This window comes from Duganella aceris (assembly GCF_011090165.1).
Lineage (GTDB): Bacteria > Pseudomonadota > Gammaproteobacteria > Burkholderiales > Burkholderiaceae_D > Rugamonas > Rugamonas aceris.
The window spans coordinates 177757-202133 of the sequence record NZ_JAADJT010000011.1 but is presented as its reverse complement, the minus strand read 5'-3'; the positions used below and the strand labels follow the sequence as shown (position 1 = coordinate 202133).

The 24377-nt window shown below is 65.3% G+C and carries 24 protein-coding genes and 1 pseudogene; 15 read left to right on the top strand and 10 right to left on the bottom strand.

Features of this window, described 5'->3' with window-relative positions:
* The first annotated feature begins 62 nt into the window (after positions 1 to 62).
* Genes GW587_RS23290 through GW587_RS23275 form a run of 4 tightly spaced genes read left to right on the top strand, consistent with a single transcriptional unit; the run spans position 63 to position 3893 of the window.
* A complete protein-coding gene (locus GW587_RS23290) occupies positions 63 to 473 on the top strand; it encodes a DUF2141 domain-containing protein (RefSeq protein ID WP_166107092.1) in 411 nt (136 codons plus the stop codon).
* A gap of 11 nt (positions 474 to 484) precedes the next feature.
* On the top strand, positions 485 to 1957 hold the full coding sequence (locus GW587_RS23285) for a carotenoid oxygenase family protein (protein WP_166107090.1): 1473 nt from the start codon (positions 485 to 487) through the stop codon (positions 1955 to 1957).
* A 17-nt stretch (positions 1958 to 1974) separates the two neighbouring features.
* On the top strand, positions 1975 to 3141 hold the full coding sequence (locus GW587_RS23280; RefSeq protein ID WP_229259606.1) for a sensor histidine kinase: 1167 nt from the start codon (positions 1975 to 1977) through the stop codon (positions 3139 to 3141).
* 20 nt (positions 3142 to 3161) lie between these two features.
* On the top strand, positions 3162 to 3893 hold the full coding sequence (locus GW587_RS23275; RefSeq protein WP_229259619.1) for a LytR/AlgR family response regulator transcription factor: 732 nt from the start codon (positions 3162 to 3164) through the stop codon (positions 3891 to 3893).
* A gap of 30 nt (positions 3894 to 3923) precedes the next feature.
* On the opposite strand, the gene purT is transcribed toward GW587_RS23275, so the two are convergent.
* Together purT and GW587_RS23265 are read right to left on the bottom strand one after the other, a co-directional pair.
* Complete coding sequence (gene purT / locus GW587_RS23270) at positions 3924 to 5135, bottom strand: formate-dependent phosphoribosylglycinamide formyltransferase (protein ID WP_166107086.1); 1212 nt, start codon at positions 5133 to 5135, stop codon at positions 3924 to 3926.
* 32 nt (positions 5136 to 5167) lie between these two features.
* Positions 5168 to 5920, bottom strand: a complete 753-nt coding sequence (locus tag GW587_RS23265; RefSeq protein WP_166107235.1) for a DUF481 domain-containing protein — start codon at positions 5918 to 5920, stop codon at positions 5168 to 5170.
* A gap of 178 nt (positions 5921 to 6098) precedes the next feature.
* Here GW587_RS23265 and GW587_RS23260 point away from each other — a divergent pair, with 178 nt between their 5' ends.
* A complete protein-coding gene (locus GW587_RS23260; protein WP_166107085.1) occupies positions 6099 to 6491 on the top strand; it encodes a DUF4124 domain-containing protein in 393 nt (130 codons plus the stop codon).
* On the opposite strand, the gene GW587_RS23255 is transcribed toward GW587_RS23260, so the two are convergent.
* Positions 6478 to 7386 (bottom strand): LysR family transcriptional regulator, encoded by a 909-nt coding sequence (locus tag GW587_RS23255; RefSeq protein WP_166107083.1) that lies wholly within the window; start codon positions 7384 to 7386, stop codon positions 6478 to 6480. The genes GW587_RS23260 and GW587_RS23255 overlap by 14 nt on opposite strands.
* A gap of 94 nt (positions 7387 to 7480) precedes the next feature.
* Between GW587_RS23255 and GW587_RS23250 the strand changes: the two are divergent.
* Positions 7481 to 8436 (top strand): annotated as a pseudogene (locus GW587_RS23250) (NAD(P)H-binding protein).
* On the opposite strand, the gene GW587_RS23245 reads toward GW587_RS23250, so the two are convergent.
* Positions 8437 to 9240, bottom strand: a complete 804-nt coding sequence (locus tag GW587_RS23245) for a beta/gamma crystallin-related protein (protein ID WP_166107081.1) — start codon at positions 9238 to 9240, stop codon at positions 8437 to 8439.
* 74 nt (positions 9241 to 9314) lie between these two features.
* On the bottom strand, positions 9315 to 9773 hold the full coding sequence (locus tag GW587_RS23240) for an Lrp/AsnC family transcriptional regulator (RefSeq protein WP_166107079.1): 459 nt from the start codon (positions 9771 to 9773) through the stop codon (positions 9315 to 9317).
* Between the two features lie 127 nt (positions 9774 to 9900).
* Here GW587_RS23240 and GW587_RS23235 point away from each other — a divergent pair, with 127 nt between their 5' ends.
* Entirely contained in the window at positions 9901 to 10185 is a 285-nt protein-coding gene (locus GW587_RS23235) for a hypothetical protein (protein WP_166107077.1), read from the top strand.
* On the opposite strand, the gene GW587_RS23230 is transcribed toward GW587_RS23235, so the two are convergent.
* Positions 10175 to 11473 carry an NCS2 family permease gene (locus GW587_RS23230; protein WP_166107076.1) on the bottom strand — a complete coding sequence of 433 codons (1299 nt, stop codon included), beginning with the start codon at positions 11471 to 11473 and terminating at the stop codon, positions 10175 to 10177. The two genes, GW587_RS23235 and GW587_RS23230, sit on opposite strands and share 11 nt — an antisense overlap.
* A gap of 142 nt (positions 11474 to 11615) precedes the next feature.
* Here GW587_RS23230 and GW587_RS23225 point away from each other — a divergent pair, with 142 nt between their 5' ends.
* Genes GW587_RS23225 through GW587_RS23215 form a run of 3 tightly spaced genes read left to right on the top strand, consistent with a single transcriptional unit; the run spans position 11616 to position 15093 of the window.
* Positions 11616 to 11969: an STAS domain-containing protein gene (locus tag GW587_RS23225; protein ID WP_166107074.1), complete on the top strand. Its 354-nt coding sequence runs from the start codon at positions 11616 to 11618 to the stop codon at positions 11967 to 11969.
* The gene (locus GW587_RS23220; protein ID WP_166107072.1) at positions 11966 to 12934 is read left to right on the top strand and encodes an MBL fold metallo-hydrolase; all 969 of its coding nucleotides are present in this window, start codon (positions 11966 to 11968) and stop codon (positions 12932 to 12934) included. The genes GW587_RS23225 and GW587_RS23220 overlap by 4 nt, the downstream gene beginning before the upstream one ends.
* Before the next feature lie 20 nt (positions 12935 to 12954).
* Positions 12955 to 15093, top strand: a complete 2139-nt coding sequence (locus tag GW587_RS23215; protein ID WP_229259605.1) for a CHASE2 domain-containing protein — start codon at positions 12955 to 12957, stop codon at positions 15091 to 15093.
* Positions 15094 to 15099: 6 nt separating this feature from the next.
* Here the strand turns inward: GW587_RS23215 and GW587_RS23210 are convergent, their stop codons facing one another.
* Positions 15100 to 15690: an OmpA family protein gene (locus GW587_RS23210; RefSeq protein WP_166107068.1), complete on the bottom strand. Its 591-nt coding sequence runs from the start codon at positions 15688 to 15690 to the stop codon at positions 15100 to 15102.
* A 1-nt stretch (position 15691) separates the two neighbouring features.
* Entirely contained in the window at positions 15692 to 16147 is a 456-nt protein-coding gene (locus tag GW587_RS23205; RefSeq protein ID WP_166107067.1) for a FecR family protein, read from the bottom strand.
* A 40-nt stretch (positions 16148 to 16187) separates the two neighbouring features.
* Between GW587_RS23205 and GW587_RS23200 the strand changes: the two genes are divergently transcribed.
* Positions 16188 to 16607 (top strand): ATP-binding protein, encoded by a 420-nt coding sequence (locus tag GW587_RS23200; protein WP_166107065.1) that lies wholly within the window; start codon positions 16188 to 16190, stop codon positions 16605 to 16607.
* 27 nt (positions 16608 to 16634) lie between these two features.
* Entirely contained in the window at positions 16635 to 17273 is a 639-nt protein-coding gene (locus tag GW587_RS23195; RefSeq protein ID WP_166107064.1) for an FABP family protein, read from the top strand.
* Between the two features lie 6 nt (positions 17274 to 17279).
* Here GW587_RS23195 and GW587_RS23190 read toward each other — a convergent pair whose 3' ends face one another.
* The gene (locus GW587_RS23190) at positions 17280 to 19646 is read right to left on the bottom strand and encodes a diguanylate cyclase domain-containing protein (protein WP_229259604.1); all 2367 of its coding nucleotides are present in this window, start codon (positions 19644 to 19646) and stop codon (positions 17280 to 17282) included.
* 126 nt (positions 19647 to 19772) lie between these two features.
* Between GW587_RS23190 and GW587_RS23185 the strand changes: the two genes are divergently transcribed.
* Together GW587_RS23185 and GW587_RS23180 are read left to right on the top strand one after the other, a co-directional pair.
* Positions 19773 to 20426, top strand: coding sequence for an HAD family hydrolase (locus tag GW587_RS23185; RefSeq protein ID WP_166107063.1), 654 nt, complete (start codon positions 19773 to 19775; stop codon positions 20424 to 20426).
* 1 nt (position 20427) lies between these two features.
* Positions 20428 to 21615: a glycosyltransferase gene (locus GW587_RS23180; protein ID WP_166107062.1), complete on the top strand. Its 1188-nt coding sequence runs from the start codon at positions 20428 to 20430 to the stop codon at positions 21613 to 21615.
* On the opposite strand, the gene GW587_RS23175 is transcribed toward GW587_RS23180, so the two are convergent.
* Positions 21557 to 23209 carry a methyl-accepting chemotaxis protein gene (locus tag GW587_RS23175; protein ID WP_166107061.1) on the bottom strand — a complete coding sequence of 551 codons (1653 nt, stop codon included), beginning with the start codon at positions 23207 to 23209 and terminating at the stop codon, positions 21557 to 21559. The genes GW587_RS23180 and GW587_RS23175 overlap by 59 nt on opposite strands.
* A gap of 383 nt (positions 23210 to 23592) precedes the next feature.
* Here GW587_RS23175 and GW587_RS23170 point away from each other — a divergent pair, with 383 nt between their 5' ends.
* The gene (locus GW587_RS23170) at positions 23593 to 24375 is read left to right on the top strand and encodes a DNA/RNA non-specific endonuclease (RefSeq protein WP_166107060.1); all 783 of its coding nucleotides are present in this window, start codon (positions 23593 to 23595) and stop codon (positions 24373 to 24375) included.
* The last annotated feature ends 2 nt before the right edge of the window (positions 24376 to 24377 follow it).

Here is a 24377-nt window from a genome sequence, read left to right as displayed (position 1 = left end):
GCCCACGCTTGCGCCGCAGGCCCGGATACAGTGAGCTCACACCTCACTCACCGGAGCAGAATATGTCCAAGTTGATTGCCGCAGCACTCATCGCCGCCGCCCTGTCGCCGGCCGGCGCCGCCGAACTCACCATCGCCATCGACGGCGTCTCCAGCGCCGAAGGCCAGATCCTGGTCGCGCTGTACGACAGCGCCGACAGCTTCCGAGGGAAGCCGCTGCGCGCGCAGTCGGCGCCGGCGACGGCCGGCGCCATGCAGCTGCGGATCAAGGACCTGCCGCCGGGCGATTACGCCTTCGCGGTCTATCATGACGCCAACGGCAACGGCAAGCTGGATCGCAACCTGCTCGGCATGCCGAGCGAGGACTACGCCTTCAGCAACAACGCGGCCGGCAAGCGCGGACCTCCCGAGTTCGAACAGGCGCGCTTCGCGCTGCCCCCCGGCGGCGCCACCAACGCCGTCAACCTGCGTTGAGGGGAGCGAGCATGAGCAGCCGTCGTCAATTCATCAGTCTCGCCGCGCTTGGCCTGGTCTCCGCTCCGGCGCTGGCCGACAGCGAGACGCAACGCCGCTTTCACGCCGCGCTGGAGCGCGATCCGCGTTTGTCCGTGTATGCCGACACCGTGGGCGAACTTTCGGGCGAGGCCGCGATAGGCGGCAGCCTGCCGTCGGATCTAAACGGTGTCTTCTATCGCAACGGGCCGGGCCGCTTCGAACTGGGCGGCGAACGCTATCACCACTGGTTCGACGGCGACGGCTTTGCGCAGCGCTGGCATATCGCCGGCGGCAAGGTGTCGCATCGCGGCCGTTTCGTCGCCACGCAAAAATTCACCGAGGAGAGCAGGGCGGGGCAATTCCTGTTCCCCGCCTTCGGCACGGCGATCAACCGCAGGGGCGTCAAGAGCAACGACAGCGTCAACACCGCCAACACCAATCTGCTGCCGTTCAACGGCGCGGTGTACGCGCTGTGGGAGGGCGGTTCGGCGACCGAGCTCGATCCGGTAACGCTGGCCACGCGCGGCGTCAAGGCCTGGCGGCCGGATTTGAAGGCGATGCCGTTTTCGGCGCATCCCAAGTTGGACCCGGATGGCGGCCTTTGGAACTTCGGCAACGCGCCGGGCGGCGACCAGTTGGCGATTTATCGCCTGAACGCCGCCGGCGAAGTCACGCGCATGGCGATGGTCCCGGTGCCGCAACTGAACATGGTGCACGACTTCGTCGTCAGCGCGCGGCATCTGATTTTCCTGCTGCCGCCTTACGACATGCAGCCCGGCGCCGGCAGCCTGGCCGAAAGCATGCGCTGGGCCGGCGGCGACCGTCCGCTGCGGGCGGTGGTGATCGCCAAGGATACGCTGGCGCTGCGCCAGGTGTTCGAATTGCCGGCGCGCTCCGTGTTCCATCTTGGGAACGCATTCGAAGACGGCGCCTGCACAAGGCTGGACGCGGTGCTGCACGAAGGCGATGTGCTGCCCGATCCCGGCTTGCCAATGCATGGCGAGATGCGCGGACTGCGTGAAAACCGGAGCAATACAGTACAGATCACGCTGGATTACGCGACCGGTACAGCGCGCGAGGCGCGGCTGTTCGGCGTCAGCGAATTTCCCCGCGTCGCGCCACAGGTGGTGTCGGCCCGCCACCGCAAGCTGGTGGTGCTGGGTGCGGCGGGAGGCACCGATCTGATCCTCAGCACGGTGAACCTGATCGATACCGACAGCGGCAAGGCCGACAGTTACAGCTTCGGTCCTGGCTGGCAGGTCGAGGAGCATGTACTGGTGCCGCGACGCGGCGCGCGTTCGGAAGCCGATGGCTACCTGGTTGGCGCGGCGCAGGACACCAGGCGCGGCCAGACCGTGCTGACGGTGTTCGATGCGCACAACATCGCCGCCGGCCCGAGAGCGCTGGCGCGACTATCTTATCGCGCGCCGGTTTGCTTTCATGGTAACTTTCTGGCGGCATGAACAAAATAGGCAGGCGCATGACTCAAGACTGTAAAACCCCGCCGTTGGCGCACCCGCTGGAGCTGATTCCGCTGTTCCGCCGCTGGCCCACCTCGCGGCGGCGCAACCTGCTATACACCGTGATCTGGAGCAGCGGCATGGGCGTGGTGCTGACCGCCGTCGAAATGCTGCTGTTCCGCCGCGACGGCACGGTGGTGGAACACCTGCTGCCGATGCTGCTGATGTCCAATCTGATCGGCGCGATGATCCACGCCGGCTCCGTGGCGTCGAACCGGGTGCTGCACGGCTGGCCGCGCCGCGCCAGTGGTTTGCCCCGGCTGATGTTCAGCATGGTCTTGATGGCGTTCAGCGTGTTGTTCGGCGTCGGCGTCGGCAATCTGTTGTGGAGCGGCGTGGATCCGATCAAGCTGCTGTCGAATCGCGGTGTGCTGGTGGAATGCCTGACCATCGCGGCGGGCGTCGCGGTGTTGCTTTATATGGTGCGCAGCGCCGCCGAGCGCCGCAACGCCCGCGCGCTGGAAGAGGCGCGGCAGAAGGAATTCGCCGCATCCAGCGCGCGCTTGCTGGCCGAGGCGCGCTTGAAAGCCTTGCAGGCGCAAATCGAGCCGCACTTCCTCTACAACACGCTGGCCAATGTGGTGAGTCTGATCGGACCGGAGCCGGGGCAGGCGCAGCACATGCTTGAGCGCTTTATCGACTATCTTCGCGCCAGCCTGGCGGCCAGCCGCAGCGAGCAAGCGACGCTCGGGTCGGAAACGAAGCTGATCGCGGCCTATCTCGATGTGCTGGCGGTGCGCATGGGCGAGCGCCTGCGCTACCGCATCGACGTGCCGGACGAGTTGCGCCGGTTCGGCATCGCGCCGATGCTGCTGCAGCCGTTGGTGGAGAATGCGATCGCGCACGGCCTGGATCCGAAAGTGGAGGGCGGAGAGATCATCGTCAGCGCGCGGGCCGAAGGTGCGCACCTGTGCGTGCAGGTCAGCGATACCGGCGCGGGCCTGAACGAGTCGGCGCCGGCCAAACCCGGCGGCGGCGTCGGGCTGAGTAATCTGCGCGAGCGCCTGGGTAGTTTGTATGCGGGCCAGGCTCGGGTAGAATTATTGGAAAATCAACCTTGCGGCATGACGGTTCGCCTGATGCTGCCTTTGAACGCGAGTCCGACATCAATACCATCCGCGCCCTGATCGCAGACGACGAAGCCCATCTGCGCGATTACCTGGAAAGCCAACTGAAGACGGTCTGGCCGGAATTGCGCGTGGTCGCCCATGCCGCCAACGGCCTGGAGGCGCTGCGCCTGATCGACGAGGAAGCGCCGGATGTGGCCTTCCTCGATATCCGCATGCCCGGCCTGACCGGGCTGGATGTGGCGGCGCGCCTTGCCTCCGGACCCAAGCCGCCGCTGATCGTGTTCGTTACGGCCTATGACCAATATGCGGTCGAGGCCTTCGAGCAATCCGCGGTGGACTACCTGCTCAAGCCGGCGAGTCTGGAGCGTTTGGAAAAGACGGTCGCCAAGCTGAAGACCAGGACCACTGCGGCGCCGGCTGCGAGCTTGCAGGCCTTGCTGGCGCAACTGGCGGTGGCGACGCCCGCGCCCGTGCCGGCCGCCGCGCCGCTGCAGTGGATCCGCGCCGCGCAGGGCGACCAGACCCGCCTGATATCGATCGACGAAGTGATCTACTTCCAAAGCAACGACAAGTACACCAGCGTGTTCCTGGCGGATGGGGAGAGCTTGATACGCACGCCCTTGAGCAAGCTGCGCGAGCAGCTGGACGAGCAGAAGTTCTGGCAGATACACCGCAGCGTGATCGTCGCGGCGCGTCATGTGGCGGGCACGCGTCAGGACTTTCGTGGCCGTTTGATGGTGCAGCTCAAGGGCCGACCAGAACAGCTGGTGGTCAGCCGTAATTACGTGGATTTGTTCCGGCAGATGTAGCGGCCCCCATGCCGGCGGGCCGACAAGCAACTATTTGACGACCACCGGCTTGACCTTGGAGGCCGCTTCCTTGGCGCGGGCGCGCGCGGTGTCGACATCGTCGGCGGTGGCAAGTGCCACGCCCATACGGCGGCGCGCGAACGACTCCGGTTTGCCGAACAAGCGGATGTCGCTGCCGGGCACGCGCAGCGCTTCGGCCACGCCTTCAAAGGCGATGCCGTGCGCTTCATGCTGGCCGTAGATGACCGCCGATGCGCCGGGCGTCTTCAGGGCGACATTGACCGGCAGGCCGAGAATGGCCTTGGCGTGCAGTTCGAACTCGCTCTGCACCTGGGTCGCCATCGTCACCATCCCGGTGTCGTGCGGGCGCGGGCTGACTTCCGAGAACCAGACCATATCGTTCTTGACGAACAGCTCGACGCCGAACAGGCCCAGACCACCCAGGTCGCCGGTGACTTTGCCCGCGATATCGCGCGCGCGTTCCAGCGCCAACGGATCCATGCGGCACGGCTGCCACGATTCGACGTAGTCGCCTTGCACCTGTACGTGGCCGATCGGATCGCAGAACTGCGTCACCACCTGGCCGTCGGCGCCGATCGAGCGCACCGTCAGCAACGTGATTTCGTAGTCGAAATCGATGAAGCCCTCGACGATGACGCGACCAGAATCGACGCGGCTGCCGGCGGCCGCATAATCCCACGCGGCCTTGACTTCGGCGGCGCTGTCGATCTTGGACTGGCCCTTGCCCGACGAGGACATGACAGGCTTGATCACGCAAGGGAAGCCGATGGCGGCGGTGGCCGCCTCCAGTTCCGCCAGGCTGCTGGCGAAGCGGTACGGCGACGTCGCCAGGCCGAGCGTCTCGGCGGCCAGGCAACGGATGCCTTCGCGGTTCATGGTCAGCTGGGTGGCGCGGGCGGTCGGAATGCAGGTGATCTTGCCGGCCTTTTCCAGTTCGGCCAGCGTGTCGGTGGCGATGGCTTCGATCTCCGGCACCACCAGATCCGGCTGTTCCTGCTCGATCAATGCCGCCAGCGCGGCGCCGTCGGTCATGTTGATGACGTGCGAGCGGTGCGCGACCTGATGACCCGGCGCGTTCGGATAGCGGTCGACGGCGATCACTTCCACGCCGAGACGCTGCAACGAGATGATGACTTCCTTGCCCAATTCGCCGGAGCCGAGCAGCATGACTTTGGTGGCGCTTGGAGACAGCGGGGTGCCGAGGGTGCGTGGAGTGTTCATGGATGGGTTGAAAAGAGAAGTGGAGAAGTCCGTCAGAAGGAATAGACCAGCGTCACCGACGTCTGCGTGTCGGTGTTCTTTTTATCTTCAGGGACGTTGGTGTCGTTACGTACGCTGAAGGCGGCCTTCATCTGCATGGTGCTGTTGATCTTGGTGCGCAGCGCCGTTTCCGCCAGCGAGTGGGTGTTCGAGGTGCCGCGTTCGACGCTGAGGTTCTGGCTGAACTGCGCGTTGTCGCTCAGTTTCCATTTCAGGTTGGCCGCGCCGCGCACGATCAGGCCGTTCTCGATCTCGCCGGTGGAGTTGGCCCCGCGGAAGTAGCCCGGACCGATTTCCACGTCCAGCGTATGGGTGTCCGACTGGTAGGTCTGGGTGCCGTAACCGACGCCGATGGTGGAGTAGCGGGTGTAGGCGCCGAATCTGTCGTCGACGTGCGTGGCCAACGCGAACAGTTTGTCGTGATCCTGGAGCAGCTTGTATGCGGTCTTGGCGGACAGCGAATAGCGCTGCGCGGAACGCTCGCGCACTTTTTCCCCGTCGTCGTTGGTGACCTGTTCGTCCTTGAAGTAGCCGGCCAGGATGTATTCGTTGCTGAAGTCCGGCAGTTCCTGCCGGGAGTCGATCTTGCCGGTGACGGAAGTACCGACGGTATTGCCCGAGGTGGAGATGGCGCCCAATTCGGCGGAGGTGTTCCAGCCTTGCTTGGTGTTGTCGATGGAGTCGGCGCAGGCGTAGCCGTGGGCCAGAGCCAGCGCGAGGGCTGGGATGGTGAAGATGGATTTCATAGGCATGGATGGCGATGCCGCGTAACGGCATCGCGAGATCGCGATACGGAACAAGGCGATATTGTAACCGACGACGCACCAAACCGGCGCACGCCCGGATTTTCGGCTGCGTGTGGGCGCGCACAGAAAACGCCGCGAGTCCGGAGGATGATGGCTACATTGTCAAAGGGGCACCATCATGAACATCACTTTTAAAAACACCAGGCTGTTGCTCTGCACCGCTTTGCTCGCCATCAGCACCTGCGCCGGCGCGACCGTAAATCGCTGCGTCGATCAAAATGGCGAGCTGCTGTTGACCGATGCCCCTTGTCCCCAAGATAGCCGCCTGGTCGATCCGACCGTCAGCGACAGTCCTGCGGCCGGCGTCATCATCAACACCGGCGTCGAACGGATCGCACCCGGCGCGCGCCAGCCAGCGGTGCAGGCGCCGCGCAGCCGTTGGGCCGATCTGCCGCGTCCTTTGCAGCGCAAGGCCATCAGCGTCGATGCCGGCACGTTGCAAACCGCGCGAATGAATTTGCAGATGCAGGACGAAATGCACAAGCAACGCCGCCTCGCTAGCACCCGTTGATATAGCCCGCCAGCGCGTCGCCCAGTGCGGCGTAGACGGCGGCGCAGGCTGGATTGCCGCGCAGGTTTTCGTGCATGGCGAGCCAGGTATCCAACGAGATGGTCAGCAGGTCGGGCGCCACCCGCACAAGTCGCGCATCGCGCTGCGCCAGTCGCACCTGGCAGATGCCGATACCCAGACCGGCGCGGATTGAGGCCAGATGTAACAGGTCGCTGTCGCTCCGCAGCGCGTAGGTCCCGCCGGAAAGGCCGGCCATCAACGGTTGCAGTTTGCGGGTGAAGGCGGTCTGGCGGTCGATGCCGATCAGCGCATGACTCCCCAGTTCTTCCCATGTGCGCGGCGTGCCGTGCCGTTCCAGATAATCCCTCCTCGCGTGAAATCCAAGATCGATATTGCCGACACGGCGTGCTACCAGCACGTCCTGCTCCGGCCGCTGCATGCGCACGGCGATGTCGGCGTCGCGCCGCAATAAATTTTCTATGCGGTTGGAGACATCCAGCTCGATCGTGATGCCGGGATGTTTGGCGCGCAGTTGAACCAGCATCGCCGGCAGTACCTCGACGCTGACGACTTCACTGGCGGTTATCCGGACCGTGCCCTGTATCTCTGCGTTTTCGCCACGTCCTATGCCGGACGCGGCGCGCAGTAGCGCCGTCGAGGCGGAAGCCAGGGCCTCCGCATGCCCTTGCAGCGCGCAGCCGGCGTCGGTTGCGATAAAGCCCGATTGCGATCGTGTGAACAGCGACAGACCAAGCGACTGTTCCAGCGCGTCGATGTGGCGGCCGACGGTCGGCTGCGTCAGGCCCAACGTCCGCGCGGCGCCCGACAGCGAGCCTTCGCGCAGTACGGCGAGGAAGGACCGGTACAGATCCCAGTTCGGTTCAGTAGAGTTCATGCAAAATTGTATAGGGACTATACCGGTTTAGGTAATTTTCTTTTAGGTCAGGTGAAGCGACACTGTCTGCATCGAAACGGAGAAGGAGTACGACATGAAGCAGGCATTGGTTCTGGGAGCGACCGGCGGTATAGGCGGCGAGGTGGCGCGCTTGCTGGTGGCGCGCGGTTGGACGGTGAAGGCGCTGCATCGCTCGCCGGAGAAGGTGGCGCGGCACGGCGACGGTGTGCAGTGGCTGTCGGGCGATGCGATGCAGCGCGACGATGTGGTGGAGGCGGCGCAGGGTGTGCAGTTGATCGTCCATGCCGTCAATCCGCCGGGTTACCGCAACTGGCGCACCCTGGTGCTGCCGATGCTGGACAACACAGTGGCCGCCGCCCGTGCCAGCGGCGCCCGCATCCTGTTACCGGGGACCGTCTACAACTATGGGCAGGACGCTTTTCCACATCTGCGCGAAGACTCGCCGCAGCGTCCGGAAACGCGCAAGGGCGCGATCCGCGTCGAGCTGGAGGCGCGGTTGAAGGCGGCGGCTGGCGAGGGCGTGCGGTCGTTGATCGTGCGTGCGGGTGATTTCTTCGGTCCGAAGGCTGGCAACAACTGGTTCGCGCAAGGACTGGTCAAGCCGGGCGCGCCGGTCGGCTCGATCAGCAATCCGTCCACGCCAGGTGTCGGCCACCAATGGGCCTATCTTCCGGATGTCGCTGAAACCATGCTGCGATTGGTCGAGCGTGGCGATGCGCTGCCGGCGTTCGCCTGTTATCACATGGATGGACACTGGGATGAGGATGGCCTGCGGATGGCCGCCTCCATCGCGCGCGCCGCCGGCAGGCCGGGGCTGAAGTCGCGTGCCTTCCCATGGGGCTGACGACATTGGCAGCGCCATTCGTCCCGGTGTTCCGCGAGCTGCGCGAGATGCGCTATCTGTGGCGCCATCCGATCCGCATGTCGAACGCGCATCTGCTGGCGACACTGGGCAGCGAACCGCACACGCCCTTGGACGAGGCGGTCCGCCGCACGCTGGAAGGCTTGGGCTGCTTGCCCCAAGCCTGATTACAGGCGTGGCTCGCCGGTGCTGCTGTTGACCGCGATCGACGACGCCGGCGGAGTGCTCATCTGAACGCGATGTTCCTGGCCGCGATAGTTGTAGGTCACGTCCCAGTATTCCGGTTTCGGATTGCTGACGTTTTCGCAGCGGCGCACATCGCGCGTCGAGGTGCTGTTGTTGTTGGCGACATTGTTGCCGACCACCGCGCCAGCGACCGCGCCGCCTGCGGTAGCGATGTCGCGGCCCGAGCCGCCGCCGACCTGGTGACCCAGGATGCCGCCGATCAGGGCGCCGGCGATCACGCCGCCCGCGCTGGTGCCGCGCGACGGTTCATTGACCTGTTGGCGCTCGACCCAGCAACGCTGCTCGGGTGAACCGACCACCGCGCGCACCGAGGTGACAGGCACCTGGACGATACGCTCGGCCGGACGGCGGCGGTAGTCGTAGGTCGCTTGCGGCATCGGCGCCGGCGCTTCGTTGTCATAGCGGTCGCGCATCTTGACCGGACGTACCGAAGAAATCTGATTGTTCAGGCCCATGCCCTGCAGCGTTTCGTAGCTGCCTTTGCGCAGCACGGTGCAATGGCCGCGGAAGTTGGCGTCTTCGCAGACTTCCCACTGGCCGCGATCCACCACCACCGACGAAGCACGGTCGTTGAAGCCGTTGCGCGAAAAATCGCGCACTTGCTGTTTGGCGGTGAAGGCGCGACCGCGCCAGCCGTCGCCTTCGTAGAAGGTGATCTGCGCAAAAGCTTGCGAGGTCAGGCCCAGCGCGGCGGCTGCTACAGCGATCTTGAGTGTGTTATTCATTTTCATCTCCCATGTGTTGATGATGCTGAGCATGGGGTGTTTCTACGTTCCTATCTGTACGCAGGCGCACATAGTCAGGGCTCGACCGAATGGGCGCGCTTCAGGCAGCGCAATACGAAGGTGGACCGGCTGTGGCGCAGGCCCGGTAGTTTATATAGCTTACGCCGCAGGAATTCCTCGTAGCCGGCCGTTCCGGCCACCGCAACCTTGATCAGGTAATCGTATTCGCCGGTCAGCAGATAAGCTTCCATCACTTCCGGCAGCTCGGCCAGCGCCTGGCCGAATTTCTCGAAGATGTCGTCGTCGTGGCGGTCCAGCGTGACCTCGATGATGACGGTGTCCGGATACCCCAGCGCCTGTTGGCTGAGCAGGGCGGTATAACCCTCGATCATGCCGCCGTCCTCCAGCGCCCGGACGCGGTTCCAGCACGGCGTGGTGGATAGCCCGACTTTCTCTGCCAGCTTGGTGTTGCTCATGCGCCCGTCGGCGCGCAGTTCGCGCAGAATGCGGCGGTCGATTTCGTCGATTTCCACGTTGGCGGATCCTCATAAGATGAATATCCCTGGAATTCTATCTTATGAAGGACGATCTCCTGCCCATAGCGCCAAACAAAGCAAATTCAGGAAGCCTATTTTCCGGGTTTCTGGCTATTCTAGTTGCATGAATACCACACAAAAAAGCTACCGCTTCTGTATCGAACCCGACGATCCGATCGCCACGCTGGAGGCGGTATTGGCCATTGTGCGGCGTTTGGGGATTGAATTGCGCGGCATGCGCACCAGCTCCTGTCCGCAGGGACTGGATGTGCAGCTGCGGCTGGCGGCGCCGGAGGAGGATCCGCTGACGCTGTGTCGCATGCGGCTGCACAACGTGGTCGGCATCCTGGCGATACGCGAGATGCCGACGCTGGTCGCCGTGCCGCGACGGGTCGCGGTCAGCCGCTGACGTAGGCGTACTTGATCAGGAAGACGACCGCGATCACCCACACCACCGGCTTGACCTGACGCGCCTGGCCGGTCAACAGTTTCAGGCCGGCGTAGGTGATGAAGCCGAAGGCGATGCCATGCGCGATCGAGTAGGTGAACGGGATCACCAGCGCGGTGATCGCGGCCGGCACGCTCTCGGTGGTGTCGCTCCAATCGACATCGACCAGGTCGCGCAGCATCAGGCAGGCGACGAACAGCAGCGCCGGCGCGGTGGCGTAGGCCGGCACCACGCCGGCGATCGGCGCGAAGAACAGCGCGGCCAGGAACAGCAGCCCGACCACCACCGCTGTCAGACCGGTGCGGCCGCCGGCCTGCACGCCGGCCGCGCTTTCGAGATAGGCGGTGGTGCTCGACGTGCCCAGCGCCGAACCGGCGACGATGGCGCAGCTGTCGGCCAGCAGCGCCTTGTTCAGCCGCTCCATTTTCCCGTTGACCAGCAGCCCGGCGCGGCTGGCCACGCCCATCAGCGTGCCGGTGGCGTCGAACAGCTCGACCAGGAAGAACACCAGCACCACATTGAATAAGCCCATCGACAGCGCACCGGGGATATTGAAGTGGAACAGCGTCGGCGCGATCGACGGCGGCATCGACATGAAGCCGTGGAAGGTGTTCCCGCCGAAGAAAAAGCTCAACACCGTGACCGCGACGATCCCGATCAGCAGCGCGCCCGGCACTTTCAGCCGGTCCAGCGTGACGATCAGCAGAAAGCCGAAGATGGCCATGATGGTGTGCGGATTGTGCACGTCGCCGACGCGCACCAGCGTCTCCGGATTGGCCACCACCAGGCCGGCGCTCTTCATCGCGATCAGCGCCAGGAACAGGCCCAGGCCGACCGTGATGGCGACCCGCAGCGAGTGCGGAATCCCGTTGACGATGTACTCGCGCACCTTGAACAGGCTGACGAGAATGAACAGGCAACCCGAGATAAACACCGCGCCCAGTGCCGATTGCCACGGCACGCCCATGCCCAACACCACGGCATAAGCGAAATAGGCGTTCAAACCCATGCCGGGCGCCATGCCGATCGGGTAGTTGGCGTACAGGCCCATGATGAAGGTGCCCAGCGCGGCGGCCAGGCAGGTCGCGACGAACACGGCGTCCTTGGGCACGCCGGCGTCGCCGAGGATGGAGGGGTTGACGAAGATGATATAGGCCATCGTCAGGAAGGTGGTGACGCCGGCCACCAGCTCGGTGCGGACGTTGCTGCCGTGCTCCTTGAGCTCGAAATATTGTTCCAGCGACGGCATGCGTGTTTCCCCTTCCAAGTGCGTTGAGGGCGAAGAATAGCATGGATGAGGCGACAGACTTATGCTGTTAAAAGCACAAAAAGATGTGATAATGCAAAATATGTTGTCATGAATAGTAGTCCTCAATCGCCAAGGCAAGCACATGGAACTCCATCCGATACAAGAGGGCCGCACCACGGTGCTGAGCCCCACGGGCCGCATCGATCACACCCACGCCGACGCCTTCAAGCTGGCGCTCGATCCGCATCTGGCCATGTGCACCAGGGACGGCGCGCCGCTGGTGCTGGATTTCAGCGGCGTCGATTACATCAGCAGCATCGGTCTGCGCGCGCTGATGGTGGCGATCAAGCAGGTCAAGCCGCAGGGCGGGCGCATGGTGCTGGCTGCGTTGCAGCCGCTGGTGCTGGAGGTGTTCACCATTAGCCGCTTCGACATGTTGTTCGAGATTTTCCCGGACCGCGCGGCGGCGCTGGCGGCCGTGGGCGGCGCGGCATGAAGGCGCGCATCTGGGGCGCGCGCGGCTCGCTGCCGGTGGCCTTGAACCACAAGCAGATCCGCGCCAAGCTGGTGACGGCGCTGGAAGGCGCCATCGGCCGCAACCTGGACACGCCGGAGAAGGTCGCGTCGTATATCGACGACGAGCTGGGTTTCGAAACCAGCGGCACCTACGGCGGCAATTCCAGTTGCGTCGAGGTGGAGGTGTGGGATCAGGCCACCACCACGGAACACATCATCTTCGACCTGGGTTCCGGCGTGCGCGCACTGGCCGGCGCCAAGCTGGCGCGCTACGGTCCCGCCAAGCCGCAGACCTACCATGTGTTCATGTCGCACCTGCACTGGGACCATATCATGGGCTTCCCATTCTTCACGCCGGCTTATATACCGGGCAACCGCATCGTCATCTACGGCTGCCACAAGGAGCTGGAGACCGCGTTCCGGCGCCAGCAGGAGCCGATCAGCTTTCCGGTCGGCTTCCACCAGTTGGGCGCGACCATCGAGTTCGTGCAAATGGAACCTGGCGTGCCGCTGCGACTGCGCGACGTGACGGTGACCGCCAAGCTGCAACTGCACGCGGGCGACTCCTACGGCTACCGGCTGGAACACGAGGGCAAGATCATGGTCTACAGTACCGACTCGGAGCACAAGCTCGATAACGCGCCCGAGCGGTTGGCCTTTGTCGAATTCTTCCGCGACGCCGACCTGGTGATCTTCGACGCCATGTATTCGTTGGCCGATTCGATCTCGGTCAAGGCCGACTGGGGACATTCGAGCAACGTGGTCGGCGTCGAGCTGTGCCAGCTGGCCGGGGTGCAAAAGCTTTGCCTGTTCCACCACGAGCCGATCTACGACGATGCGCAGATCTCCCGCGTGCTGGCCGAGACGCGCCGCTACGCCGAGATCACCGGCGAGGCGCCGCTGGACATCGTCTCCGCCTACGACGGCATGGAACTGGTCCTGTAAGCGCCTCCATGCCGCGCCGCTTGCTCCTTCGAATATCGGATGGCGTGCGCGCCGGCCAGGGCAGGCCGCTCGCGCTGCCTTTGGCGGTCGTGCTGGCGCTGGCGTTGGGCTTGTGGCCGGACGTCGACGGTCCGCTGCCGGCCGCGCGCCTCGCCCTGTTCGACGCCTATCAGACGCATCTGCCGCGTGAACGTCTTTCCGCGCCGGTGCAGATCATCGCCATCGACGAAGCGGCGCTGAAGGAATACGGCCAGTGGCCGTGGCCGCGCGTCCGCCTGACGGAGCTGGTCGCCCGCGTCGCGGCGCAGCGGCCGCTGGCGATCGGGTTGGATATCCTGATGCCGGAAGCGGACAACACGTCGCCGGAAGCGCTTGCGGCGCGCATGCTGCCCGGCCGGGTGCGCGACGAGCTGTCGCAGCTGACGCCCTACGACCAATTGCTGGCGGCGCAATTGCGCGCCGCGCCGGTGGTGCTGGGCGTGGCCGGCTTCGAAGCGCCGACGCCCGGCGCCAGCGATGCCTTGCGCCTGTGGCCGATCCGTCTGCACGGTGCTACTGCTGGTGCCGGTGCTGGTGCTGCGGCGGCGGCGGCGTTGCCGGTCATACGTTTTCTGCAGGCGATGTCCAGCCTGCCGTCGTTACAGGCCGCCGCGCAGGGGCAGGGCTTGTTGTCGGTGCGCTTGGAAAAAGGCGTGGTGCGGCGGGTGCCGCTGGTGGGCGCGGTCGGCGGTGCGCTGGCGCCGTCGATGTCGATGGAGCTGCTGCGCGTCGCCACCGGCGGCGCCGCGCTGGAGATCGACGCGGACGCCGACGGCGTGCGCAGCGTGTCGGTTGGCGATTTGCGCGTGCCGACGCAGCCCGACGGCGCGGTATGGGTCAACTTTTCGGCGCCGGCGATGGACCGCTATATCTCTGCGCTGGATCTGATGCGGGGCGGGATCGATCCAGCGGCGCTGCAGAACAGGATCGTCATCGTGGCGCTGACCGGGCTTGGACTCAGCGACTTCAAGACCAACGCGCGCGGCGACTTGATGCCCGGCGTGGACACGCACGCGCAGTTGATCGAGAGCTTCTTCGACGGCGCGTTCCTGCAGCGGCCGGCGTGGATGCGCTGGGCCGAGGTGCTGGCGCTCCTTGTTCTCTGCCTGCCCGCGGCGTGGCTGTTGCCCCGGCTGCGATTGCGCGTCGGCGTACCGGTGGCGGTGGCGGCCGGCGCGGCATTGTTCTGCGTCGGCGGCTTGCTGTTCGCGCGCTCCGGGCTGCTGTTCGATGCGGCCGGGGTGGCGATCGGCTATGTGGTGGTCTGTCTCAGCCTGTTGAGCGGCATGCTGGCGGCGGCGGTGCGCGAGCGTCAGCAAAGCGAACGTGCCTTGCAGATGGCGCGGGTGGCCGCCGCCAAGACCGCCGGTGAACTGGACGCGGCGCGGCGCATCCAGATGGCGACGCTGCCGCAGCCGGAGACCGCGTTCCCCGGCGAGCGACGCTTCGCGGTTGGCGCCTTGCTGGAGCCGGCCAGGCAGGTCGGCGGCGATCTGTACGACTTCTTCATGCTGGATAAGGACCGCGTGTTCTTCATGGTCGGCGACGTGTCTGGCAAGGGGTTGCCGGCCAGCCTGTTCATGGTGGTGGCCAAGGCGCTGGCCAAGAGTATCGCGCTGCGCAGCGACGCCGACATGGCGTCCATCATGTATGTCGTCAACCAGGAGCTGGTGCGCGAGAATCCGGAGATGCTGTTCGTGACCAGCGTGGCCGGCATACTCGACGCGGCCAGCGGCGAGGTGGTGTTGTGTAATGCGGGACATGATGCGCCGCGCCTGATCGGCGTCGATGGTGGCGTGCGCGCGCTGCTGCCGGCCGGCGGGCCGCCGCTGTGCGTGATGGATGATTTTGAATATCCGGTGCAGCGCTATCGGTTACAAGCCGGCGAGTGCCTGTGCCTGGCCACCGACGGCATCGGCGAGGCGATGAACGAGGCAGGGGACTTGTACGGCAATGCGCGGCTGGATCGTTTGCTGGCCGGCGCGGCGGTCGACGCGTTGATCGGCACGCCGGCAGCGGTCGTCCAGGCGGTGCGGGATGATGTTCGACTGCACGTCGGGACGGCCGAGGCGTCGGACGACTTGACGCTGCTGGTGCTGCGCTGGAACGGCCCGGCTTAGGCCGCGTCAGCGCACCCTGATCTCGACGCGCCGGTTGCGCGGCTCGTCGACGCCGTCGCCGGTCGGTATCAGCAGTTCGCGCTCGCCGCGCGCCTGGACCACGATCTGCTCTTCGGCGATGCCAATATCGACCAGCATGCGCTTGACCGTATCGGCGCGACGCAACGACAGGGCGTCGTTGTATTCGCGCTTGGCGACGGTGTCGGTATGGCCGATGACGATCACCTCCGGTATGGCCCGCGAGGCCAGTTGGGTCTTGATCTCCGGCAGTCGCGCGGCCGATTCCGGCGCCAGGTTGTCGGTGTCGGTGACGAAGTACAAGGTGAACACGGCGGCCCGCTGCGGCAGCGCGTCCAGCAATTGGCTATAACGCCGCCTGATCTCGGCGCCGTCGCCGGCGCTGGCGACGGCGTGTTTGCCGTCGATGGCGGCGGTCTGGTAGGGCTGGTCCAGCACGGTGTCCGCGCCGGCGGTGGTGATGACGACCGCGCTGGCCTTGCCATCCTGGCTGGGCAGCAGCGTGATGTGTTCACTTGGCCCGCGCTGCGCCTGCGCGACAGCAGCGATCAGGCAGACCACCCACAACAGTGCGACCATATTATTCCCCGTCCTTGACGTCGATGACGAATTCGGTGCCGCGCACGCCGAGGATGGAGGTGGGCGTGCGGAACTGCACCGCGCCCGGCGATTGCTTGGACAGCTTGCCGGAGATGACGCCCAGCGTGCCGCGCTTGACGGTCGCGTTCAACACGCCCTCGTGCGAAGTCGGATCGAAGGCGTACTTCTCGAGCCACACATTGCTGTTCGGGCCAACAGCGAGCAGGGTTTCGTCGCGCAGCGTGATGCCGACGCTGCCGTCGGCGCCGGTGAGCACGCGGTCGCTGGCCATCAGCGTGGCGCCGGGATGGACGGGACTCTGCTTGCCATCGCGTTCGATGCTGGCGCTGCCTTTGGCCGTCTTGACCATGCCGGCCGGCGCGTCGGCCGCGATGGCGGCGAAGGATGTCAGCGCCAGCGTGGCGATGGCCAAGTTGAGTGCCCGTATATGCGTCATTATTCTTCTCCCCGGATGAGCAATCCGATAATATGCGCGAATGGACGAAAAAGAAACTGATAATGCGCCGCCGTTGCAGTTTCCGGCGCGGCTGGACGCGATTCCCGCCGCGATGACGTTCGCCGCGTCTGCGCTGCGCCAGGCCGGCCTCGCGCCGGGCGCGGTGGCGCGCGCCGAGTTGATCCTGGAGGAGCTGCTGCGCAACAGCATCCTGCACGGCTACGGCGGCGACAGCACGCACGCGGTCTGGGTCGGGGTGCGCGGCCGCGTGCTGCGCTACGAGGACGCGGCGCCGCCTTTCGATCCGCTGAGCGACGGCCCCGGCGCGGAGGATCCGGCGCTGCCGCTGGCGCAGCGCAAGGTGGGCGGCATCGGCCTGCTGCTGATCCGCCAGTTGGGGAGCGAGGTGGCGTATACCCATATCGGGGGTCACAACCGCATCGAGATCACTTTACAATAGCGGCAGACCATCAACACAGGACCATGCATGAGCGAGTTTTCCAGCGATATTTACACCGAACCGTCGGTCGACATCAACACCCTGAACAACCTCGGGCCGCTGGCGCCGATGGCGGGCATCTGGAAAGGTGAGCGCGGCCTCGATATCAAGCCGAAGGCGGACGGCCCGCGCAAGCAGGCCTACATCGAGCGCATCGAGCTGCAGCCGATCGACCCGGTGACCAACGGCCCGCAGCTGTTCTACGGGCTGCGCTACCTGATCATCATCAACAAGCCCGACAACGTCAAGACCTATCACGAGCAGGTCGGCTACTGGCTGTGGGAGCCGGCGACCAGCACCGTGATCCAGACGCTGGCGATCCCGCGCGGCCAGATCGCGATGGCCGCCGCCGTGGTGGCCCCGGATGCCAGGCAGTTCGAACTGGTGGCGCGGCTGGAGTCCGACACCTACGGCATCCGTTCCAACCCGTTCCTGGAGTACGGCTTCAAGACCATCGAGTACCGCATCAAGGTCACCATCAACGACGACGGCACCTGGGGCTATGAGGAGGATACGGTGATGCTGATCCGCGGCCAGGACGAACCTTTCCACCACATCGACCGCAACCTGCTGCACAAGGTCGGCGAGCCATTGGCGAATCCGTTGGCCAGCGGCGTGCCGGCGTAGCCGGGTCTAGTCCGCGATCGCATAGCCGTCGCGGCCATTGCGCTTGGCCGCGTACAGCGCGCCGTCGGCGCGCGCCACCAGGTCGCACAACGCTTCCTCGTCGCCCCGATACAAGGCCAGGCCGATGCTGGTGGTGATCCGCCGCGGCGATCCCGCCACCTCGAATGGCGCACCCATCCCTTCGATGATCTTGGCCGCCAGCCGTCCCGCCTCGGCGGTGTTGGCCACCTGCTCGAAGATGATGATGAACTCGTCGCCGGCCAGCCGCGCCACCGTGTCGGCGGCGCGCACGTTGTCCACCAGCCGCGTCGCGAATTCCTTCAACACGGCGTCGCCGGCGCCGTGGCCCAGCGTGTCGTTGATTTCCTTGAAGCGGTCGATGTCCAGGTAGGCCAGCGCCAGCGGCTTGCGGTTGCGCTTCGCCCGCACCATGGCCAATTGCAGCATTTCCTCGAACATCAGGCGGTTGGCGATGCCGGTCAGCGTGTCGATGCGCGCCAGCTGCGTCAAGCGTTCCTCGATTTCCTTCAGGCGCGTGGTGTCGTGCGTCAGCGAATAGATGCCGGCCACGCCGCCGTCCGGCGCCAGGTCGGGCACGAAGGTGGTCTCCAGCGTATGCAGGCTGTCGCCGATGCGCGTCTTCAGTTCGTAGGTGGCGATCTGGCCGCCATAGGCCTTGTCCAGGTGCGGTTCGGCGGTGTAGTAGTTGTCGTGGCCGATGCCGTCCATCAGATGGCGGCCCAGCAGCGTGGCCGGATCGAGGCCGAACCAGTGCTGGAAGGTGGCGTTCACGAACTGGAACTTGCGTTCCTTGTCGAGATAGGAGATCAGCACCGGCAGATTATCGGTCAAAAGCTTGAGGCGCTTCTCGCTGGCGGCCTGGCGCAGCTCGGCGCTCTTGCGCTCCGTGATGTCGAGCGCCATCAGGTAGTAGCCGGAGACGCTGCCGTCGGCCGCGATCTCCGGGATCATGTCGCCCATGACCTGGCGCGGCGCACCCTGGTGATGGCCCTGGCGTTCGTAGTGTACGTGCTCGCCGCGCAGCGCCGCCTGGTTGTGCTCCGCCAGGCTGTCGTTGAACTCCTTGCCGAAGACTTCTTCGATGGTCTTGCCCAGCATGGCCTGCGGATCCACGCCCATCATGGTGCGGAAATGCTCGTTGCTGAAGCCATAGCGCAGGTCGCGGTCCAGGTAAGCGACCAGCGCCGGCAAGCTGTCGGCGATGGTGCGCAGGCGCTTTTCGCTGGCGGCGATCAGTGCCTCGCTGTCGCGGATGGCCTGTTGCGCCGACTCGCGCTCGCTGATCAATTCATGGAAGGCGCTGCCCAACTCGCCGATCTCGTCGCGGCGGCGGCGTTGCAGCACCCCAATGTCGGCGACGCCGTTGCGGATGTCGCTGATGTTGCGGCGCAGCCGGCCGAGGGGCCGGAGCAGCACCTGGATCGCGATCCACGCCAGCAGCCCGGCCACGGCGGCGAAGGCGGCCGAGGCCAGCATGGCGTGGCGGCGCATGACGATCATCGGCGCGAACGCTTCGTCCACCGGGAAGCGGGAACCGATGATCCAGTTCGTGCTTTTCAGCCGCTTGTACGAGTAGATGCCCTCGCTGCCATCTTTGTTGGCCGCTTCGGTCCAGCCTTCGAAACCTTGCAGCGCCATTTCGGTGGCGCGGTTGTGGCCGGGGCGGGCGTTGATGTTTTCCAGCAGGCGCGTGGGATTCGGATGATGGACCAGTGTGCCGCGCGTGGTCATGATGAAGGTGAAGCCGGTCTTGCCAGGCTTTTGCGCCGCGATCTGTTCCAGGAACGAGGAGTTGGTCAAGTCGATGCTACCGCCCAGCAGCATGGCCGGACGGCCGCCGGCGTCCAGCACCGGATGCAGGATCATGATGGCCGGCAGTCCGGTCAACAGGCTTTTGAACGGCGGCGTCACCACCGGCTTGCCGGCGGCCAGCACGCGTTCGAGATAGGCGCGGACGCGCGCGTCCAGCTCCAGCGCGGCGGTCTGGTCGCCCGCCGTGTTGATCAACATCCCCTGGCGATTAAAGATATGCACGTTGAGGAACTCCCGGCGCACCGAAGGATGGCGGTCGATGAAGACTTTCATGCGGGCGGTATCGAGGCCGGCGTCGGCCGGCATGCTGTCGGCCAGGCTGGCCAGCAGCACTTTTTTGGCGGACATCTGGGCGTCCACCTGCGCGGCGGCGGCGGACAACAGTGCGTATTGCTGATCGCCGATGATGCTTTTCATATCGCGCTCGGCCAGCACCAGCGCCACCCAGGTGACGACGATGGTCGCGATCAGCACCAGCATGACCACCACGCCGGCCATGCGGAATCGGAGGCTGCGGGGCAGCAGTGCAAAAACGGCCATGTCTCATTATCGTGTGGATGTCCAGCGGAGTATTACATACACTGAGGTGCAAGGCCAGCAGGTACAATGCCCGCTGCGGCCACGCCACAGTCGTCGGCTCGCGCTTCTTTACATGGGATGCGGATTATGCTGCAAGGGATTTTGTGGGATAACGACGGCGTGTTGGTCGACACCGAACAGCTGTTCTACGAGGCCAACCGGGAGCTGTTCCTGCCTTTGGGGCTGGAGCTGAGCGAACGCCACTTCTTTGACTGGTATTTGGCCGACAACTGCGGCGCCTGGCATTTGCTGCGGCCTGCGCTGACCGAAGCGCAGATCGAGGCGGAGCGCACGGGGCGCAACCTGCGCTACGCGGCACGCCTGGCGTCCGAGCACATTCCCGCCATCGACGGCGTGGCCGAGGTGCTGGCCAGCTTGTCGCCTCGGCTGCGCATGGGCGTGGTGACCAGCTCCAACCGCGACCACTTCGAGATCATCCACGGCCGCCTGGACCTGGTGCGCCATTTCGAGTTCGTATTGACGCATGAATCCTACACCCACAGCAAACCATCGCCGGAGCCGTACCTGCTCGGCCTTGAGCGGCTGGGCCTGCGCGCCGCCGACGCGCTGGTGGTGGAGGATTCGCCGCGCGGTCTGCAAGCGGCCAGCGCCGCCGGCATCCGCTGCATCATCCTGCGCAACGCGCTGACGCGCAGTCACGATTTCCCCGGCGCGTATCGCGTGGTCGACACCATGCCGCAGCTGCTGGCGGAAATCGAACTGCTGATGGCGGAGGGCTGACATGGCGCACATCCACCTATGCTGGGAACTGGGCGGCGGCCTCGGTCATGCCGGGCGCTTGAAGATGCTGGCGCAGACGCTGCTGTCGCGCGGGCATCGGGTCAGCCTGAGTTTGCGCGACTTGATGCACACCCATACACTGCTGGCCGACCTGGACGTGCCCAAGCTGCAGGCGCCGGTGTGGCTGCACCAGGCGGTGGGGTTGCCGTCGCCGCCGGGCAGCTTGGCGGAGATACTGCTGCATTGCGGCTATCTCGAACCGTCCGCGCTGCGCGGCACGGTGGCCGGCTGGCACGCCATGTTCGAGCTGCTGCGGCCCGATCTGATCGTCGCCGATTTCGCGCCGACCGCGATCCTGGCGGCGCGCGGCATGGGTTTGCGCAGCGCGTCGGTGGGGAACGGTTTCTACAGCCCACCGCCGGGACGGGCCTTGCCGGCATTGCAGCAGCAGGCGCCGGCGGCGCGGCTGGCGGCGTCGGAGGCACGGGTGCTGCAAACGGCCAATGCCTTGTTGGCCGAGCGTCCATTCGAGCGCGCGGCCGACCTGCTGCTGGGCGACCGGCCATTGCTCTGCACCTGGCCGGAGCTGGATCACTACGCGCGCCCTGAAGCGGACGTCGCCTACTGGTTCGGCCCCAACTTCCTGCCCGACGCCGGCGGCCCGACGCCGCAATGGCCAGCAGGCGCGGTACGCAAGGTGTTTGCGTACCTGAAGGCGGGTCATCCGTCGCACGCCGCCGTGCTGCGGGCGCTGGTGGCGGAAGGCTGCCACACCCTGGTCTACATGCCGGAAGTGGCGGGCGGTGCCCAGCCGCCGGTCAGCCGTCCGCTGCTGCATTATGCCGCCGGACCGGTGGCGCTATCGAAGGCCCTGGCCGAAGCGGAGTTGTGCGTTTGCCACGCCGGCGAAGCGACGCTGGCGCAATCGCTGCTGGCCGGCGTGCCGCTGCTGATGCTGCCGTCGCACACCGAACAATTCATGACCGCGCGGCGGGTCGCGCTGTCCGGCGCCGGCTACAACGCCGCGCTGATCACGCCATCGTCAGACTGGCGCGCCGTGGTGCGGCAAGTGCTCGACGATGAACGTTATCGGTCGGCGGCGCGCGCTTTCGCCACACGCCACCAGGGATTCAGCCAGCGGCGGATGAACGTCGAACTGGCGGAAGCGCTGGAGCAGCAGCTGGTTTAGGTCCGCGTCGTGCGCTGCCGATCGGCATGACGCCGGCGCGGTCGCTTTCACTTCCCAGCTTGAACACGCCGACCGCCGCCGACAGGTGGCCGGCCTGCTGCCGCATGGTGGCGGCGGCCGCCGACGCCTGCTCGACCAGCGCGGCGTTCTGCTGCGTGGTCTGGTCCATCTCGGTGATGGCGCCGTTGATATGCTCGATGCCGGACAGCTGTTCCTGACTGGCGAAGGCGATCTCCCCCATGATGTCGGTGACGCGGCGCACGCTGTCGACGATCTCCGACATCGTGCTGCCGGCCTCGTCGACCAGACGCGCGCCGGTGTCGATCTTGTCCACCGAGTCGCCGATCAATTGCTTGATTTCCCTGGCGGCGGCGGCCGAGCGTTGCGCCAGGTTGCGCACCTCGCTCGCCACGACCGCGAAGCCGCGACCCTGTTCGCCGGCGCGCGCCGCTTCGACGGCGGCGTTCAGCGCCAGGATGTTGGTCTGGAAGGCGATGCCGTCGATGACCGAAATGATGTCGACGATCTTGCGCGACGACGCGTTGATCGACGCCATGGTATCGACCACCTGCGCCACCACCTTGCCGCCTTTGCCCGCCACGTCGGAGGCCGACATCGCCAGCTGGTTGGCTTGGTTGGCGTTGGTCGCGTTCTGCTTGACGGTGGCGGTCAACTGCTCCATCGACGAAGCGGTTTCCTCCAGCGAGCCGGCCTGGCGCTCGGTGCGCTCGGACAGGTCCATGTTCCCGGCCGCGATTTCGGCCGAGGCGGAGTCGATGGCGTCGGTGCCGCCGCGCACTTCGGCGACGATGCCGGCCAGGCTGGCGTTCATTTCCTTGAGCGCGGCCGACAACTGGCCGATTTCATCGCTGGAGCGGACCTGGATGCTGGAACTGAGGTCGCCGCCGGCCACCGTGCGCGCCACCCGCACCGCGTGGCGGATCGGGCCGACGATGCCGCGCGTGATGAACCACGCGGTGAACAAGCTCATTAGGCTGCCGGCCACGCCCAGTCCTATCATCAGCTTGCTGGAAAAGCTGGCGGTCCGTTCGGCGGCGTCGCCGGAGGTGCGCATCAGGTCGACCTGAAAGGCGATCAGCCGGTCCAGCGCCTCGACGTAAGTATTTTGCGCCGGACGGACTTGTTGCAGCAACTGTGCGGTGGCGGCTTCCTTGTCGCCGGCCTTGATGGCGGCCACCATCCGATCGCGCAGCGGGGCGTAGGCGGCGCGCGCTTCGCCGACCTGCTTGAACAGCCGCAGCGCCTCCGGCTGGTGCAGCACGCCGCCGAGCTTTTCCAGCTCATCGCGGATCAGGGCGCTGCGCTGCTCGATCGCGGCGTACTCGCGATTGGCCTCGGCGGCGTCGCTGGCCAGCAGCAGGTCGCGCAGGCTGCGCGCTTGCTGTCCGACGTCGTCCTTGACATGATTCAGCAGGCTGATCTTCATGTAGCGGTCATGGACGGTGACGTCGATTTCGTTTTTGGTGGCCTGCAGACCGAGGGCGCCGGTGACGACGACCACCGCCAACAATACGGTGGTGAGGGAAAACGCGAGGGTGAGGCGTTGACCGATTTTAAGATTTGCAATGTTCATGTCTCGAAGTAACGTTTCTTGTTGGAATCATTATAGTACTAGATATGGCAACAATCTGCAGCCGTCGCCTGCATCGTCAACAAGCAGCGGGCCGAAGCCGGCGAGACCAAGGACGAGCAGGGGCGGGGCGGCACCGGCCATCGCCGCCGCAACACCGCACGGCGAGGCAGGCCATCGTGATGACTTTTCTGTTGAAAGCTGTTTTATTCGGCGGAAATAATGTATAATGCTTACCATAGTTGCTGTAGAAATAACAAGCATGGCCTCTGGTAGGGCTGGATGTTTGAGAGGGCTGGAACCGGAACGGGTTCCAGCCCTTTTTGTTTTGTGCGCGGGCGGTCATCCGCTAGAATGCCGCCACTCAAAACTATCCAGAAGGAACCATGCATCTCATCCGGCGATCCGTCACCGCTGCCGCACTGCTGTGCGGCTTGTTTTCCTCCTCCCTGGCTTCAGCCGGAGCCTGTCCTTCCCACTATGTCGATGGCCGCCTGCCGGAGATCCGCAACGCCAAGATGAATGCCGCCACCACCGAGCTGTGCTACCGCGTGTTCGGTGTCATGCATTCGGGCATAACCCGCACGCCGCTGTGGTCGGCCGAGCATCTGACGGCGGAGAATATCGAGGCGGCCAAAGACCTGTCGCGCGAAAATTCCTTCCATACAGAATCCCGCTTGCCGCCGTTCGGGCGGGCGGAATTGTCCGACTATGCGCGCAGCGGCTACGACCGTGGCCATATGGCGCCCAATGGCGACATGCCGGACCGCCGCAGCCAGCATGAGAGTTTCACGCTGGCGAACATGGTGCCCCAGGACGCCGACAACAACCGTCACGTCTGGGCGGGCATCGAGGCGGTGGTGCGCAAGCTGGCGCAGAAGGAGGGCGATTTGTACGTGATCACCGGCCCGGCTTTCATCGGCGGTAATCTGCAAAAAGTCGGCAATGTGCTGGTGCCGACGCATTTGTATAAGCTGGTCTACAGTCCGCGCCAGCGCGCCGGAGCCGCGTTCTTCATCGAGAACCGCGCCGACGCCGACTATGTCATGCTGAGCGTGGCGCAACTGGAGGGCAAGATCGGCATCGACTTGCTGCCCTCGCTGCCGGCGGCCGACAAAAACAACATGTTGCGCGTGCCGAAGGTAAAACAACGTAAAGATCGGAGCTGATG